Raw genomic sequence first — 17,401 nt, 5'->3', positions numbered from 1 at the left:
TAAGCGTCACTTCCAGAGCTGGGTGGCAAACACTACAAGAATGCCGATGGGCGCCACATAGCGCATCAAGAACAAGGACAGGGTAAACAGCAGCGGATTACGGATCGACAATTCGTCGCGCACCGCATCACGTCCCATCACCCAACCGGCAAACAGCACGAAGCACAAGCCACCGAGCGGCAACATGATCCGCGAGGTGAAGAAGTCGATCACACCGAAGAAGTCCAGACCGCCCGCCGCACCCCATTGGTAGAGATGGAACAGCCCGCCTTCGTTCACGAAAAATTTGGCTTCCTTCCAGATATTGAAGGAAAACACCGTGCCCAGACCGACGAACCAACAGATGAAGGCCAGCCAGAACGTCACCCAGCCGCGGCTGATTTTGGTGCGCTCAACCAGATAGGCGACCATCGGCTCAAGCAGGGAAATTGCCGAACTCCAGGCGGCAATCGCCACCAGAACGAAGAACACCACCCCCATCAACTGGCCGAAAACCACGTTACCGAAGGCAAATGGCAGGCTGACGAACATCAGGCCCGGGCCTTCGCTAGGGTTCAGACCGCCGGCAAACACGATCGGGAACAACGCCAGACCCGCCACCAGCGATACAAAGGTATCGAGCAACGCCACACCCACCACGGTGCCGGACAGCGAGGCCTCCTTGGTCATGTACGCGCCGTAGATCATGATCGAGCCGACGCCCACGCTCAGCGAAAAGAACGCGTGCCCCATGGCAGGCAGCAAGCCATCGAGGACTTTTTCCGGGTGGAAATCGAACATGAAGTGCACACCTTCCATGAAATGCCCGGTGGTCATGCTGTAACCCAGCAACACCAGCACCATCACGAACAGCAGCGGCATCATGATTCTCAGGCTGCGTTCAAGCCCGGCAACCACACCTTTGGCAATCACCACGGCCGACAGCAGCATGAAAACTGTGTGCCAAAGTGTCAGGCGCCAAGGGTCGGAGATGACATTGCCGAAATAAGCGCCGACCTGCTCCGCCGTGGCACCCTGGAAGTCTCCACGCCCCATGTCGATGATGTAATCCAGCGACCAGCCGCCGACCACACTGTAGAAAGACAGGATCAGCAGTGCCGTGATCATCCCGGCAAAAGCTCCCCACGACCACTTGCCCGAATGCCCGGCCTCCAGCGCCAGCACCTTCAAGGCGTTCGCCGGACTCTGCCGTGCACGCCGGCCGATCAGGGTTTCAGCCAGCATGACCGGGACCCCGATCAGGGCGATGCAGGCCAGAAACATCAGCACGAAGGCGCCGCCACCGTAGACCCCGACCATGTAGGGGAACTTCCAGATGCTGCCCAGTCCCACGGCCGAACCGGTCGCGGCGAATATGAAAACCCAGCGGCTAGCCCAACTGCCGTGGACAGAAACCTTGTCTGTCGACATCGAATATCACGCCCAAGCATCAGAAAAAGAGGCCGCATTGTCCGGGATTCACTCAACCTGCTCAAGCACGCAGCATCACCGTAGCCGAGGACCGTTTATCTCCATATAATGCCGCCCCTATGGCTAAACAGAAGAAACACCCAACAGGGACCATCGCGCAGAACAAAAAGGCGCGACACGATTACTTCATCGAACATCGGTTCGAGGCTGGTCTGGTCCTGGCCGGCTGGGAAGTAAAAAGTCTGCGGGCAAGCAAGCTGCAACTGGTCGACAGTTACGTGCTGCTCAAGGATGGCGAAGCATGGCTGCTGGGCAGTCACATCACGCCGTTGATGACCGCCAGCACCCACGTCATCGCCGACCCGACCCGCACCCGCAAACTGCTGCTCAACAAACGCGAGCTGGAAAAACTCGCCACTGCCGTGCAACAGAAAGGCTACGCCTGCGTCTGCCTGTCCTTCTACTGGAGCAAGCACATGGTCAAGTGCGAGATTGCTCTGGGCAAGGGCAAGAAGGAATACGACAAGCGTGACACCGAGCGCGAACGCGACGCCGGTCGTGAGCTGCAACGCGCCGTGCGCAACAAGGGCAAGGAAGAATAATTTTTCCTGCCTTTAAAGCGTATTCGCAAGCAGGTCGAAACGTCGCACCGTCGCTCCCACCTTGGAATGCATTTCAAATGTGGGAGCGAGCCTGTTCGCGAAAACTATCGCAGCATCAACACACAAACAACTGATCACATCCCCTTGCGCCGCTCCGCCCGGGCCACGCGCTGAACCTCTTGGCGCACTTCCTCCAGCACTTCCTGCACATACAGAATGTGCCGGCTGGAAACTTCTCGCGCCTGTTCCGCACGCCCCTCGACAATCGCCAGGTACAGCTCCCGGTGCTGAGAAATCAGCATGTCGCGAGTTTCCGTACGCTGCTTGTACATGCCGCCAATGTTCGTCACCACGTTGCGCTTGAGCAGATCGAACAGCCCGCGAATGGTGTGCAGCAGCACCGCATTGTGGCTGGCTTCGGCGATCGCCAGATGAAACTTCGCATCCGCCGCGCCTTCCTCCACCCGACTCACTTCGTCATGCCGCGTATAGCAATCCTGCAGCTCGTTGAACGCTACAGTCAGACGCTCGCGATCCACATCGGTAGCGCGCAATGCTGCGTAATAGGCGCACGATGCCTCCAAAGTGTGCCGAAACTCCAGTAAGTCGCGCTGCGCCTCCGGATTGCTCTCAAGCAGCAGTAGCAGCGGATCGCTGAAGGTCGAACCGAGGGTTTCCACCACATAGTTGCCACCGCCCTGGCGACTGACCAGCAAGCCCTTGGCCGCCAGCTTCTGAATCGCTTCGCGCAATGACGGACGCGATACGCCGAACTGCTCGGCCAGCGCTCGCTCAGCCGGAAGCCGCTCACCGGACTTCAGCGTGCCCTCGAGGATCATCCCCTCGAGTCGCTCGACAATATCGTCAGACAAACGGCGCTGACGAATCTGATCAAACCCCATAACTCATTTCTCCACGATCCCGACCGCTCGCCGGGCTCTCTATTCTGGCCTATCAGCGCCCCGTCGACACCTGCCAGACAGCATTTACCCGAGCGGATCAGATGTCATCTGCACCGCTCATTCGACAAAAGTTTCAGGGCGACAAATTGACACACCGATATCAAGGCTTTTACCCTAGCCAACAGCGATTGTAAATTGGTATTACCAATTAACCAAGAACGCTGACAGTGCCTGACCAACAACAATTAGGGGCCACCCCATATGCAAACCTGGCAACAGTTCTATACCCCGCTCGGCAGTCTCGGCGTCTCCGCACTTGCGGCCGTCATTCCTATCGTTTTCTTCTTTCTCGCTCTGGCGGTGTTCCGCCTCAAGGGGCATGTGGCCGGCAGCATCACGCTGGCCCTGTCGATCGCCGTAGCGATTTTCGCCTTCCACATGCCAGTCGACATGGCCTTCGCCGCCGCCGGATACGGCTTTGCCTACGGCCTGTGGCCGATTGCCTGGATCATTGTTGCAGCGGTATTCCTCTACAAACTGACGGTCAAGAGTGGTCAGTTCGAGGTCATTCGCAGCTCGGTGCTGTCGATCACTGACGACCAACGTCTGCAGGTGTTGCTGATCGGTTTCTGCTTCGGCGCGTTCCTGGAAGGTGCCGCCGGCTTCGGCGCGCCGGTAGCGATTACCGCTGCGCTGCTGGTCGGCCTCGGGTTCAACCCGCTGTACGCCGCCGGCCTGTGCCTGATTGCCAACACCGCGCCGGTGGCGTTCGGCGCCCTCGGCATTCCAATCATTGTTGCCGGGCAAGTTACCGGCATCGACGCGTTCAAGATCGGCGCCATGACCGGCCGCCAACTGCCACTGCTGTCGCTGTTCGTGCCGTTCTGGCTGGTGTTCATGATGGACGGCCTGCGCGGTGTGCGTGAAACCTGGCCGGCAGCGCTGGTCGCCGGCCTGAGCTTCGCCGTGACCCAGTACTTCACCTCGAACTTCATCGGCCCGGAACTGCCGGACATCACTTCGGCCTTGGCCAGCCTGATTTCCCTGACCCTGTTCCTCAAAGTCTGGCAGCCAAAACGTACCGCAGGCGCGCAAATCGCCGGCGCCACGTCGAGTGCAGCAATCACCGCCAGCGTCGGCGGCTTCGGCCAGAAGCGCACGACCGTGGCATCGCCCTACGGCCTCTGGGAAATTTTCATTGCCTGGTCGCCGTTCCTGATCCTCACCGTGCTGGTAACTATCTGGACCCTCAAGCCCTTCAAGGCGATGTTCGCCGCCGGCGGTTCGATGTACGCCTGGGTGTTCAACTTTGCGATCCCGCACCTTGATCAACTGGTGATCAAGACCGCTCCGATCGTCGCGACACCAACTGCCATACCGGCCGTGTTCAAACTCGACCCGTTTTCCGCGACCGGCACAGCGATTTTCTTCTCGGCGCTGATCTCGATGCTGGTACTGAAGATCAATTTCAAAATTGGTCTGACCACATTGAAAGAGACCTTCTACGAACTGCGCTGGCCTATTCTGTCGATCGGCATGGTGCTGGCCTTCGCCTTCGTCACCAACTACTCGGGCATGTCCTCGACCATGGCCCTGGTACTGGCGGCCACTGGCGCGGCGTTCCCATTCTTCTCACCGTTCCTTGGCTGGCTGGGCGTGTTCCTCACCGGCTCGGATACTTCGTCCAACGCCCTGTTCAGTTCACTGCAAGCCACCACTGCCCACCAGATCGGCGTCAACGACACCCTGTTGGTGGCGGCCAATACCAGCGGCGGCGTGACCGGCAAGATGATCTCGCCACAATCGATCGCCGTGGCCTGCGCTGCGACCGGCCTGGTGGGCAAGGAATCGGATCTGTTCCGCTTCACCCTCAAGCACAGCCTATTCTTTGCCACGATCGTCGGCCTGATCACTTTGGCTCAGGCCTACTGGTTCACCGGCATGCTGGTGCACTAAACCTACAAACAACACGGAAAAAACCGACGCCGGTTCGTGATGCCGGCGTCAGCAATTCACACCCGGTCTGTAAGGCTGCTGAAAGCCACACGCTCTATATTCAGCTGCCTCAACGGACGGATAACCGGGACCACCCGGAGACACGCCTGATGAGCGAGCTTTTTTACAACGCTGTGCCAAACGCGACCCGCGTTGCACCGCCACTGCCCGAACCTCGGCAGTACCCCAGCGAGAAACCGTCGCGGGTTTACCTTTTCGGGACGTGCGTGGTTGACCTTTTCTACCCCGAAGCCGGGATGGACGCGATCCACTTGCTGGAGCGTGAAGGGATCACGGTCGAGTACCCGCAAGGGCAGAGCTGCTGCGGGCAACCGGCCTACACCTCGGGTTACACCGAGCAGGCGCGGACGGTTGCGCGCTCGCAACTGGCGCTGTTTGCCGGGGATTATCCGGTGGTGGTGCCGTCGGGTTCTTGCGCGGGCATGCTGCGCGAGCATTACGCCGACTTGTTCAAGGACGAGCCGCAAACGTTGAAACAGGTTCAGGCCCTTGCGGCCCGCACCTATGAACTGGCCGAGTTCCTGCTGTTCGTCTGCAAGGTGCAGCTCAAGGACAGCGGCGAGCCGGTCAAAGTCGCGCTGCACACCTCGTGTTCGGCACGGCGTGAAATGAACACCCACCTGCACGGCCGCGAGTTGTTGGCGCAGTTGAGCAACGTGGAGCGGGTCAACCACGATCACGAAAGCGAATGCTGTGGCTTCGGTGGGACATTCAGCGTCCGAATGCCAGATATTTCCGGCGCGATGGTGGCTGACAAGACCAAAGCGTTGAAGGACTCCGGCGCACATAAGGTGTTGAGCGCCGACTGTGGCTGTTTGATGAACATCAACGGCGCATTGGAGAAACAAAAAGAAGCGCTGCGCGGGCAACATCTCGCCAGCTTTCTGTGGCAACGAACCGGAGGTGCGCAATGAGCACTTCCGCGATTATTCCTACGGTCGCCGTAGAAGAAGATTTCCGCACCCGGGCGCACAACGCTCTGGGCGATGCGCAGTTACGGAACAACTTCCGCACTGCCATGGATTCACTGATGACCAAGCGGGCAGCGGCTTTCAGCGATGCCCACGAAAGAGAACATTTGCGTGCCCTGGGCAACTCGATCAGGGCCCGCGCGCTCTCCAAGTTGCCCGACCTGCTCGAGCAACTGGAACAGAACCTGACCCGCAACGGTGTGACAGTGCACTGGGCGGAAACGGTGGACGAGGCCAATGGCATCGTCTTGTCGATCATCCGCGCTCACGAGGCGCGGCAAGTGATCAAGGGCAAATCGATGGTCAGCGAAGAGATGGAGATGAACCATTTCCTCGAGGCTCAAGGTGTTGAATGCCTGGAGTCCGACATGGGGGAATACATCGTCCAGCTCGACCACGAGAAGCCTTCACACATCATTATGCCGGCGATCCACAAGAATGCCGGTCAGGTCGCGTCCTTGTTCCACGACAAACTTGGCGTGGAATACACCAAGGACGTTGACCAACTCATTCAGATCGGTCGCAGCGTCCTGCGGCAGAAGTTCTTCGAAGCGGACATCGGCGTCTCCGGTGTCAACTTCGCCGTCGCCGAAACCGGCACCCTGCTGCTGGTGGAAAACGAAGGCAACGGGCGCATGACCACCACCGTGCCACCGGTGCACATCGCCGTCACCGGCATCGAAAAAGTCGTGGAAAACCTGCGCGACGTGGTGCCGCTGCTGTCGCTGCTGACCCGTTCGGCGCTGGGCATTCCGATCACCACCTACGTCAACATGATCTCCGGCCCGCGCAAGGAGCATGAACTCGACGGCCCGCAGGAAGTGCATCTGGTGCTGCTCGACAACGGTCGCAGCCAAGCCTTTGCTGACAGCGAGCTGCGCCAGACCCTCAACTGCATCCGCTGCGGCGCCTGCATGAATCATTGCCCGGTCTACACCCGCGTCGGTGGTCACACCTACGGCGAGGTTTACCCGGGGCCGATCGGCAAAATCATCACCCCGCACATGGTCGGCCTGGCGAAAGTCCCGGATCACCCGAGCGCTTCGTCGCTGTGCGGTGCCTGCGGTGAAGTGTGCCCGGTGAAAATTCCGATCCCGGCAATTCTGCGCCGATTGCGCGAAGAGAACGTCAAAGCCCCGGACGCGCCGCATCAAGTGATGCGCGGCCAGGGCAGCAAGTATTCGCGCAAGGAACGTTTCATCTGGAACGCCTGGGCGAAACTCAACAGCTCGCCGACCCTGTATCGACTGTTCGGCTTCTTCGCCACGCGCCTGCGTGCACTGACGCCAAACAATGTCGGCCCGTGGACGCAAAACCATAGCGCACCGAAACCCGCCGCCCGCTCACTGCACGACATGGCCCGCGAGCATCTGGCCAAACAGGGAGACCGCTGATGAGCGCCAAGCAAAATATCCTCGCCAAACTGCGCAACAGTCTGACCGGCGCCACACCGATTGCCGACGACTTCGACGTCGATCTGGTGACGCAGCCTTACACCTACAGCGCCGAGCAACGCATCCCGCAACTGCGCAAACTGATGGAAGCGGTGCACACCGAGATCCATCTGACGACTGGCGCAGACTGGCCGGCGTTGCTCGCGCAATTGCTGCGTGACCGTCAGTTGCCGAGTCTGCTGATCGCACCGACTACGCCCCACGGTCAACGCATCACACAACACTGGGCGAACCATCCTGATCTGCCGGCACTGAAATCCTACGAGCGGCCGATGGAGGAGTGGAAAGCCGAGCTGTTCAACGACACCCCGGCCAGCATCACCGGCACCCTCGGCGCCATCGCTGCGACCGGCAGCCTGATCCTCTGGCCAACCCGCGAAGAACCGCGGTTGATGAGCCTGGTGCCACCGGTGCATTTCGCCCTGCTCAAGGCCAGCGAAATCCGTGACAACTTCTATCAGGTGCAACAGGAATTCGAGTGGGCCCAAGGCATGCCGACCAACGCACTGTTGGTGTCCGGCCCGTCGAAAACCGCCGACATTGAACAAGTGTTGGCCTACGGCGCCCACGGCCCGAAAGACCTGGTGGTGCTGATCCTGGAGGACCAATGACGTTACCGGCGACTTTTCTGCGAGATGCGCAACAACTGATCCCGGCCGAGCGCCGTTTTGATGACCCGTTGTCGACCCTGGCCTTCGGCACCGATGCCAGTTTCTATCGGCTGATTCCCAAACTGGTGATCCGCGTCGAGTCCGAAAACGAGGTGGTGGCGCTGCTGAAACTGGCCCAGCGCGATCAAGTCCCGGTAACCTTCCGCGCCGCCGGCACCAGCCTTTCCGGGCAAGCGATCAGCGATTCGGTGCTAATCGTGCTGGGGGATAACTGGAACGCCCGCGAGATTCGCGGCCAGGGCATGCAGATTCGCCTGCAGCCGGGCGTCATCGGTGCACAGGCCAACGCGTGGCTGGCACCGTTCGGACGCAAGATCGGCCCGGACCCGGCGTCGATCAACGCCTGCAAGATCGGCGGCATCGTCGCCAACAACGCCAGCGGCATGTGCTGCGGCACCGCGCAAAATACCTATCACACGCTGGCCGGGATTCGTCTGGTGCTGGCCGACGGTACGCGCCTCGATACCGAAGACACCGCCAGCGTCGCCGCGTTTCGCGAAAGCCACAGCGAACTGCTGGAGCGCCTGGCGACGTTGGGCCGCGAGACCCGCGCCAACGCCGAACTGGCCGCCAGAATTCGCCACAAATACCGTCTGAAAAATACCACTGGCCTGTCGCTCAATGCTTTGGTGGATTTCGACGAGCCTGTGGATATCTTGAGCCACCTGCTGGTCGGCTCTGAAGGCACCCTCGGCTTCATCAGCGCGGTGACCTACGACACAGTGATCGATCACCCGAACAAGGCCTCGGCACTGATCGTGTTCCCGGATGTGGAAACCTGCTGCAACGCGGTCACCGTGCTGAAAAGCCAACCGGTGTCGGCGGTAGAGTTGCTCGATCGGCGCAGCCTGCGCTCAGTGCAGGACAAACCCGGCATGCCGGATTTCGTACAGCACCTGTCGAACAATGCCTGCGCCCTGCTGATCGAATCCCGCGCAGCCTCTTCCTCTTTGCTGCAGGAGCAACTGGCACAGATCATGGCGTCGCTCGCCAGTTTTCCGGTGGAAAAACAGGTCGACTTCACCGAAGACCCCGCCGAGAACGCCAAGCTCTGGGCGATCCGCAAAGACACCTTCCCCGCCGTCGGCGCTGTGCGTAAAACCGGTACCACGGTGATCATCGAAGACGTGACCTTCCCGGTCGAACAACTGGCCATCGGTGTGAACCGCTTGATCGAGCTGTTCGACAAACATTCCTACGATGAGGCGATTCTTTTCGGACACGCATTGGAAGGCAATCTGCACTTCGTCTTCACCCAAGGCTTCAACAACCCGGAAGAAGTCGCACGCTATCAAGCGTTCATGGACGACGTTGCACAACTGGTGGCAGTGGAGTTTGGCGGATCGTTGAAGGCTGAGCACGGCACCGGCCGCAACATGGCGCCGTTCGTGGAACTGGAATGGGGCAGCGACGCCTATCAACTGATGTGGCAGCTCAAACGCCTGCTCGATCCGAACGGCATTCTCAACCCTGACGTGGTGCTCAGCGAGGATCCGCAGATCCACCTCAAGCACCTGAAACCCCTGCCGGCAGCCGACGAGATTGTCGACAAATGCATCGAATGCGGCTTCTGCGAGCCGGTTTGCCCCTCCAAAGGCCTGACCCTCAGCCCACGCCAGCGCATCGTGATCTGGCGTGACATTCAGGCGAAGAAACGCGCGGGTGTCGATACCACCGAGCTGGAAAAAGCCTACGAGTACCAAGGCATCGAAACCTGTGCCGCCACCGGGCTGTGCGCGCAGCGTTGCCCTGTCGGCATCAACACCGGTGAGCTGGTGAAAAAGCTCCGCGCCCGTCACGCCACGCATCAGAAAACCGCGGACTGGATCGAAGGAAATTTCGCCAAGACCCTGCAAGGCGCACGCTTCACCCTGCACGTGGCCAACGGCGCACGGATGCTGCTCGGCGCACCGCGCCTGGCGAAGCTTTCCGCGACCCTGACGCGTTTGTCCAAAGGTCAGGTGCCGCTGTGGACCAACGCGATGCCGCAACCGGAAAAAGCTATGCGTTTCAGCCCGAGCGTTTCCGACAACCGTCCGCGCGTGGTGTATCTGGCAGCGTGCGTATCGCGGGTCATGGGCCCGGCGGCGGGAGACAAGGAGCAGATGTCGCTCTACGACAAAACCCGTGGCCTGCTGGAAAAGGCCGGTTACCAAGTGGTCTTCCCGGAGAACCAGGACAACCTCTGCTGCGGTCAGCCCTTCGCCTCGAAAGGCTACGCCGAGCAAGCCGAACACAAACGTCAGGAACTGATCAGCGCATTGCTCCACGCCAGTCGTGGCGGGCTCGATCCGATCTATTGCGACACCAGCCCATGCACCTTGCGCCTGGTGCAGGACGTGGGAGATGCGCGCCTGGACCTGTACGACCCGGTGCGCTTCATCCGTACGCACCTTCTCGATCGCCTGGACTTCACGCCGCAGGACGCACCGATTGCGGTCCACGTGACGTGCAGCACGCAGCATCTTGGCGAGAGCCAGGCGCTGATCGATCTGGCGCGCAAATGCAGCAAGACCGTGGTCATCCCCGAAGGCATTCACTGCTGCGGGTTCGCCGGTGACAAGGGCTTCACCACACCGGAGCTGAACAGCCATTCGCTGCGCACCCTCAAGGATGCGGTGCAGCATTGCAGCGAGGGGATTTCCACCAGCCGCACCTGTGAGATCGGCCTGACGCAACACGGCGGCATCGACTATCACGGGCTGGTCTATCTGGTGGATCGGGTGACCCGGGCCAAGTCCAGCTGAAGAAAAATAGAACCCTTGCGCGCGACCGTAGTCCACAGAACAGGCCCCGAAAATCGGGGCTTTTCCTCCACTCGGTTGCCCGTCCTGACGGCCAGCGAAGTCTGGATCCCTCAGTTCAAGGAGATACACATGAAACGTTCTGTACTGTTAGGTCTGTTCGTTACTGCCTCGATGCTGGCCTCCACCTCGTTCGCCGCCGGCAAACCTGCCGACCTGTGCGATGCCAATATCCAGACCATCAACAATGCCAAGGGCCAACTGGCCTCGTCGCCAGAACTGAGTCAGCGTGCTGAGGCCAGCGTGAGCAAGGCACAGGCGCTCAAAGCCCAGGGCAAGATCGATGACTGCGTAGCGGAAACCCAGCAAACCATCCTCGAATTGCGCAAAGCCAGCGGCACCAACAACTGATCAAGGCCTCGGCCAACCTTCGGGTTGGCCTTGCCGGCCGTTTGGCGTACACTGCACAGGCTTGTTGCCTCACATGATGTACGAGGCAATGAGTTCGGGGCCGATTAGGATTCGACGCCGGTGACGAAACTTTAGGTGCATGCCGACTTGGTAACAGAAGTCGTAAATCCACTGTTGCAACTACTTATAGTTGCCAATGACGACCAATACGGTGTTGCTCTCGCTGCTTAATTGCAGCTGACAATGCTCCTGGTACCTTCGGGTCCAGCAATCATCAGGGGATGTCTGTAAACCCAAAATGATTGTCATATAGAACAGAATCGCCGTGCAGTACGTTGTGGACGAAGCGGCTAAAACTTACACAACTCGCCCAAAGCACCCTGCCCGTCGGGTCGCTGAGGGTTAACTTAATAGACACGGCTACGCATGTAGTACCGACAGCGGAGCACTGGCGGACGGGGGTTCAAATCCCCCCGGCTCCACCACTTCATCATCTAAAGACGTCCACGGACGTCTTTTTTTGTGCCTGAAACCCAGCAAATACGCGGCTTACAGCGCTTTTGCGGTCTTGTGAGAGTTTTTGAGTTCCAGCCATTCGGGTATTCCAGACGGTATTCCAGTCCGTCCGGTGCTAATCTTTGGAATACCGAATTAGTGCCTGAGGACAATCTCATGCCTGCTCAAAACCTCCGCCTCTCCGATCGACAGCTCAAGGGAGTCAAACCGGCGTCCAAGGATTACGTCCTCACAGACGGTGACGGTTTGCAGCTCCGCGTACGCAGCAACGGCTCGTTGCTGTGGAATTTCAACTACCGCGAACCAGTGACCAAAAAGCGCATCAACATCGGCTTCGGGACCTACCCCGAACTGTCGTTGGCGAACGCACGAAAGATGGCAGTCGATGCGCGGGAGCTGCTCGCCCAGGGCATCGATCCGAAGGTGCAGCGCAATACGCTGAATGAAGCCAAGCGCGCCGAAACGGAACACACCTTCGAGAACGTGGCCACCGCTTGGTTCGAACTCAAGAAGGACTCGGTCACCCCTGCCTACGCCGAGGACATTTGGCGGTCGCTCACGCTGCACATGTTCCCCGATTTGAAGACGACACCACTCACGAAAATCACCGCGCCGATGGTGATCGCATTGCTTCGTCCAATCGAAGCGAAAGGCAGCCTGGAGACGGTCAAACGTCTTAGCCAGCGGCTTAACGAGATCATGACCTACGGGGTGAACTCCGGTCTGATCTTCGCCAACCCACTCAGCGGCATCAGGGCAGTATTCAAGAAGCCCAAGAAAGAGAATATGGCTGCGCTTCCGCCCGAAGAGCTCCCCGAACTCATGCTGGAGATCGCGAACGCCAGTATCAAACGCACCACCCGCTGCCTGATCGAATGGCAGCTGCACACGATGACTCGCCCCGCCGAGGCGGCGACTACTCGTTGGGCAGACATCGACTTCGAGAGGCGTGTTTGGACTATCCCACCGGAGCGGATGAAAAAACGCCGCCCTCACAGCATCCCGTTGAGTGATCACGCGGTCGCACTGTTGGAGTCACTGAGGACTCACAGCGGTCATCGCGAGTACGTTTTCCCGGCCGACAGAAATCCACGCACCCACGCCAATAGCCAGACCGCCAACATGGCGTTAAAACGTATGGGCTTCCAAGATCGGTTGGTCAGCCACGGCATGCGTTCGATGGCAAGCACCATCTTGAATGAACATGGCTGGGACCCGGAGCTCATCGAGGTGGCCCTGGCGCACGTCGACAAGGATGAGGTGCGGAGCGCCTACAACCGAGCCGACTACATCGAGCGACGGCGCCCGATGATGGCTTGGTGGAGTGAGTACATCCAGAAAGCCGCGACCGGCAGCATGCTCGCCTCTGCATACGGCCAAGTCAGAGACAAGAACGTGGTGCCGATCCGCTAGCGCTGTACAGGCGCAATAACGGCGGCGACAGCAACTGAGCGCTCAAGATTCGGGGCAAGCAGCCTCGCTTATCCGCTTCTCAGCACGGGTCCTGCCAAACAGGGCTGCAAAGCCGCCCTGTTTGGCAGGACCTTACTTTGAAGAGCTCAAAGCGACCACGTTGTCCAGGATTTACCACGGAATTCCACCGGTGGATAACCGTTCTTCAAGTCAAAAGTGGCGCTGAATTTCGAACCTTGACCGGGTTTATCCACAGGCGTAAAACTGGCCGTGCAAGAGCTGTCGATGACAGCAACCCAGGTGGCCCGAACCTTGAAGGTCACGCCGCTCTCGTGGTGGTTCTCCCCCAAATGGCGATTCGCATCCGGCAGTTCGCCCGGTCACCTCCCCGGTGATGGATGCCTACTTCAGATCATGGCCCTCGTGCGCCAGACAACACCTCCTACTTCGCTGCCCTGCAGCAACCTATCCGCTTGGCCGAATCTTGCGCCAACCTGTGCCCGTCTCTTTCTTCTGGAAAGAGACGGGCACTTCTAGCACTGCTGCAACCCTGATCGCACATGGCTTTGCGGCATTCCCCCTCGCGACAATCGGCGTGACAAACGCCGATGTCACCAGCAACAGCCATGCAGATGACGGTGCCGCAGACCAGGGAATGGACTGCACCTGACTGACAGTCAGGCATGCCCCGGTCATCGCACCGCTGCGTTCACCCGGCTCAGAATCTCGCGGCACAGGTCTCGTCAGCCAGTGCAGCCTCCACCCGCCCACCGGTAACGGTGCTCAGGAGGCCAGATCATGAGATGCCCTTGCTCCCGGTCGTAAGGAGCCGCCAGTCCTGCGTCAGTGGACACCCTCACAGGTCGCAGGGGCCTTGATCCCTGATAACACTCAGCATTCTTGGCGGGATGACGTGGGGCGAGGATTGGAGCACGGGAGATGAGGTGACCGACATGGCATTGGTGGGTAGACGCGATGGTCGTAATTTCGGCTACGGCAGGCAATTGAGCTACGCAGGGCCGCAGGCGCTAAAGGATATGTTCGGCGGTGGTCATTACGGGACGGTCAAAGCGCACTGTGATCGGTGGTTGGCATTCGTGAAATGGTGCCGCTCCGAGCAGGGGCCCGGCATCAATGACTCGCGGCTGATTGATCGGAAGATGTTGGCCGACTATGCGACGTACCTGCGCGACCAGGTTCGGCGCGGTGACCTCGCCGTCAGCACCGCACAAAACCGGCTATCCAGCGTTAACAGGACCATGGCGGCGCTTCGCGGTGATCAGTACGTGAAGCTGCCAAGTCCGAGCAAGGCGTTGGGAATGCAGCGTACCAGCGTTCGACATTCAGTGCCGCAGGGCCAAGACCGCGAACAGGTTAAGCAGATCGTCGAGGCGCTTTGCAATCTTCATCACATAAGAGCTGCAGCGATCGTTCTGCTGGCGCGAGCCACCGGCATGCGCTTGCGTGAGGCCATCTTGGCTGATCTGCCACGGTTAAGTCGTGAAGCCCGCCACTTAGGCAAGATCAACATCCAGGAGGGCACTAAAGGTGGCCGCGCCGGTGCTTCTGCACCCCGTTGGATAGTGGTGGATGACTATGTTCGCAAGGCTCTTGAATTTGCAGAGCAGGTATCACCAGCAAGTAGCCGCAACCTGCTAGCGCCACACGAAAGCTACCTGAATCTTTTGCAAAAAATCATCCGCCCTGCGCGGGACATGCTGCATGCACACAACCTCAAAGGCTTCCATGAGCTACGAGCGGCGTACGCATGTGAGCGCTATGACCAAATCACCCAACACCGCGCACCTATCAACGGCGGCCAATGTTGCCAGATAGATAGGAACCTAGATCGTGAGGCCCGGAGGCAAATCAGCTATGAGCTGGGGCACGGTCGGATTGATGTGGTCGCAGCCTACGTAGGAGGTCGCTAATGAACAAGCCATTCAATATGGAGCTGTTCCTGGCTGCGGTGCTGACGGGTTCGTACGCAACACGGCAGCGCCATTTACGGCAAGCAAAGCTCATCCAGGCTGAAATTGCAGAGCGCTGGCGGCAAGAAACGCCTTGGGGTTGGCAGAGAAAGCATGTGGCTTGGTTTCTCGAGCATCGCATGAACCACCGCAGTGAGGCTACACGGTATTACTACCTGCTAACGGCCCGACTGCTCGCACGGCGTCTAGAAAAGTCATGGGTTTTCAATCTCTGAGTGACACCGGCTGCTATCGACCCCATGCCAGCCGCTCGTGAAGGGCATCTGACAGCCAAAAGCTACCGTTCAACTATAGCGCCCCTAGCCACCAGCAGCTTGGGAGTGAGTTCAAGCGGAGCCACGGCTCGCGCGAGCGTGGTAATGTGCGCCGACCGGAAGCATCTCTAGATTGGTTTTGATTTTTTTACTCATGATGAAATCGTTGACTGGATATAAAACATGTTGAATTTCAACGAGATAGCGAAAATTTTTTCCAGCAGTAACATCAATTCCGTTTCGGAGGGTGATTTCTCTCTTGTCACGAGAGTGGCTAAATGCTATCAAGATAGCTTTGATGATGTCTTTACTGTCGCTAGTGTATTTGAATTTTGTTACAGCCTACTGTGCAGGGAATATCGTAATGAGTACTATTATAAAAACTCTATTGTAAAGAAAATCCTCATCGGTAGACATTCAATAAACAGCTCTACAATGCTTACTGAGTTCCGAGTGGGTGCGAGCAAAGCAGACTGTGTAATCGTAAATGGCATTTCAACATGTTATGAAATAAAAACTGACTATGACAACCTAACTCGACTGAAATCTCAAGTTGATTCTTATCTGAAGATATTTGACAAAGTCAACGTAGTTGTCTCAGCAAAGAATCTCAATTCAGTATTGCACACAGTACCGGAACAGGTCGGAGTTATATTGCTAAACAAGAGTGGTACTTTTCGAGAGGTGAGATCTGCGCAACTTATAGATGCACGGATTGATGTTCGAGTCTTGATGAGATCGCTTCGGCGTGACGAATATGTGGGGCTCGCCGAATCGTTATTTGGCGTTGTACCCAATGTGAGCAATACTGAGATTTTTCGTGAGTGTGAACGATTATTGGCATCTGCCGCCAATGAGAAGGTTCGTACTGCGTTTAGAAAAATTATTCGACAGACCAGGGCTCTGGACAAAGACTTTATACTGTCTTTACCTGCATCCTTATTAGCGGCTGGAGTTGAATTTGGATCAACCCGCAAGGCCCGAGCTGGGCTTGTGGAAAATATGAGTTCCATTTTAAGTAAGGAAGCTTCATGTACTACCCAATTCTCAAAGGCAAACAGTTTGAACTAACCGCACTCAAAGAACTCGTTGGGCATATACCCGCCAGCAATGTATGTCCTATTTTAGAGCCAGTAAATTTAAACCTTGCCCCCCTAGCGACTACCGTCTCCGAATTGACAGCTGCTGGAATCACCTCGTGGGTGGTAATTAATCCGTCTCAAAGCGAATTCGTGACTGGTTCGGGATCAAATATTACGGCATCCCTGAGAACCCACCTTGCAACAGTAGGGACCGGCCAAGGCTCATTCGTCCCATGTATAAAAATACGTGATGCGTCTGATGCGCCTGCCATAGCATTGTTAAGAAGCTTTACCATACCTTTCGTCGCTTATGTTGAAGGTGTTGTTACTCCTGCTCTAGTTGTGGACCTAATGAGAGCCTCTGCTGTGGCACTTAATCCAGATAAGACAGATTTTTCGGTATGGGGAGTTCTTCCAAGAGCCGTCCTCTATCATGATGGCTTTGACAAAAAAACCAGGAACTTAGATTACGGTACAGAATCGTACTATTCAAACTTTCATAATGGGTATAGATCGTTTCCAAATGCTATTGGATTTGGTGATTATACGATTCTCAGCGAACGTCTCGTTGAAGGCGGCGGCCCAGCATTTGTCGTTACCCTGCACATGTCTTATCTTGATCCTTTCCGGTCAAATCAAATGTATGTCCGTCACTTTTCTTCATATTCTGATAATGACAGCCAAAGTGACCCCGGCGGTAAATTTCGTGAAGCTTTAGATTTGCTTATTTCCTATGTATCAACGAACCCAGGAAATTTCGTCAACACTGCTGGCTTGCAAGAATTTATAACTCTTCATGGCACTCGCCACTACCCCGGACTTGGTGTTGTTAAAAAAATATCAATTAAGCATCATATTCAGACGCTGTCATCATGGTAATTCATCCCTCATACTTTCTCACGCCGACTTCTAGCCAACCCTCAGAGGGACTTGTTCGTAAAATCACTCGGAAGGGTTTAAGCGA

At 57.5% G+C, this 17,401-nt stretch carries 14 protein-coding genes and 1 other RNA gene; 13 read left to right on the top strand and 2 right to left on the bottom strand.

What is annotated here, in order from left to right:
* Positions 1-6 precede the first annotated feature (6 nt).
* The gene (locus QMK55_RS17385) at positions 7-1,410 is read right to left on the bottom strand and encodes a sodium-dependent transporter (RefSeq protein ID WP_102358332.1); all 1,404 of its coding nucleotides are present in this window, start codon (positions 1,408-1,410) and stop codon (positions 7-9) included.
* A 119-nt stretch (positions 1,411-1,529) separates the two neighbouring features.
* Here QMK55_RS17385 and smpB point away from each other — a divergent pair, with 119 nt between their 5' ends.
* Positions 1,530-2,012 (top strand): SsrA-binding protein SmpB, encoded by a 483-nt coding sequence (smpB, locus tag QMK55_RS17380; RefSeq protein ID WP_102358331.1) that lies wholly within the window; start codon positions 1,530-1,532, stop codon positions 2,010-2,012.
* A 134-nt stretch (positions 2,013-2,146) separates the two neighbouring features.
* Here the strand turns inward: smpB and QMK55_RS17375 are convergent, their stop codons facing one another.
* Positions 2,147-2,914, bottom strand: coding sequence for a GntR family transcriptional regulator (locus QMK55_RS17375; RefSeq protein WP_102358329.1), 768 nt, complete (start codon positions 2,912-2,914; stop codon positions 2,147-2,149).
* A 261-nt stretch (positions 2,915-3,175) separates the two neighbouring features.
* On the opposite strand from QMK55_RS17375, the gene QMK55_RS17370 reads away from it, so the two are divergent.
* The 12 genes from QMK55_RS17370 (at position 3,176) to QMK55_RS17315 (ending at position 17,316) form a co-directional block, all read left to right on the top strand.
* On the top strand, positions 3,176-4,870 hold the full coding sequence (locus QMK55_RS17370) for a lactate permease LctP family transporter (protein ID WP_320329642.1): 1,695 nt from the start codon (positions 3,176-3,178) through the stop codon (positions 4,868-4,870).
* 149 nt (positions 4,871-5,019) lie between these two features.
* Positions 5,020-5,844: a (Fe-S)-binding protein gene (locus QMK55_RS17365; RefSeq protein ID WP_320329641.1), complete on the top strand. Its 825-nt coding sequence runs from the start codon at positions 5,020-5,022 to the stop codon at positions 5,842-5,844.
* A complete protein-coding gene (locus tag QMK55_RS17360) occupies positions 5,841-7,295 on the top strand; it encodes a LutB/LldF family L-lactate oxidation iron-sulfur protein (protein ID WP_102358325.1) in 1,455 nt (484 codons plus the stop codon). The genes QMK55_RS17365 and QMK55_RS17360 overlap by 4 nt, the downstream gene beginning before the upstream one ends.
* Positions 7,295-7,966, top strand: a complete 672-nt coding sequence (locus tag QMK55_RS17355; RefSeq protein WP_102358323.1) for a LutC/YkgG family protein — start codon at positions 7,295-7,297, stop codon at positions 7,964-7,966. The genes QMK55_RS17360 and QMK55_RS17355 overlap by 1 nt, the downstream gene beginning before the upstream one ends.
* A complete protein-coding gene (locus QMK55_RS17350; RefSeq protein ID WP_320329640.1) occupies positions 7,963-10,773 on the top strand; it encodes an FAD-binding and (Fe-S)-binding domain-containing protein in 2,811 nt (936 codons plus the stop codon). The genes QMK55_RS17355 and QMK55_RS17350 overlap by 4 nt, the downstream gene beginning before the upstream one ends.
* A 129-nt stretch (positions 10,774-10,902) precedes the next feature.
* The gene (locus QMK55_RS17345) at positions 10,903-11,181 is read left to right on the top strand and encodes a hypothetical protein (RefSeq protein ID WP_102358320.1); all 279 of its coding nucleotides are present in this window, start codon (positions 10,903-10,905) and stop codon (positions 11,179-11,181) included.
* A gap of 96 nt (positions 11,182-11,277) precedes the next feature.
* Positions 11,278-11,666, top strand: a transfer-messenger RNA (tmRNA) gene (gene ssrA / locus QMK55_RS17340).
* A gap of 187 nt (positions 11,667-11,853) precedes the next feature.
* Positions 11,854-13,110, top strand: a complete 1,257-nt coding sequence (locus tag QMK55_RS17335; protein ID WP_320329639.1) for an integrase domain-containing protein — start codon at positions 11,854-11,856, stop codon at positions 13,108-13,110.
* Between the two features lie 953 nt (positions 13,111-14,063).
* A complete protein-coding gene (locus QMK55_RS17330; RefSeq protein ID WP_320330263.1) occupies positions 14,064-15,041 on the top strand; it encodes an integrase domain-containing protein in 978 nt (325 codons plus the stop codon).
* On the top strand, positions 15,041-15,316 hold the full coding sequence (locus QMK55_RS17325) for a hypothetical protein (RefSeq protein ID WP_126359939.1): 276 nt from the start codon (positions 15,041-15,043) through the stop codon (positions 15,314-15,316). Before QMK55_RS17330 ends, QMK55_RS17325 begins: the two co-directional genes overlap by 1 nt.
* Before the next feature lie 222 nt (positions 15,317-15,538).
* Positions 15,539-16,426, top strand: coding sequence for a sce7726 family protein (locus tag QMK55_RS17320; protein WP_137270812.1), 888 nt, complete (start codon positions 15,539-15,541; stop codon positions 16,424-16,426).
* Entirely contained in the window at positions 16,387-17,316 is a 930-nt protein-coding gene (locus tag QMK55_RS17315; RefSeq protein ID WP_320329638.1) for a sce7725 family protein, read from the top strand. The genes QMK55_RS17320 and QMK55_RS17315 overlap by 40 nt, the downstream gene beginning before the upstream one ends.
* Positions 17,317-17,401: the final 85 nt, after the last annotated feature.

The organism is Pseudomonas sp. P8_229 (assembly GCF_034008635.1).
Taxonomy (GTDB): domain Bacteria; phylum Pseudomonadota; class Gammaproteobacteria; order Pseudomonadales; family Pseudomonadaceae; genus Aquipseudomonas.
Note: the sequence above shows the minus strand (reverse complement) of the source record. Positions and strands in the feature narration are given on the sequence as shown.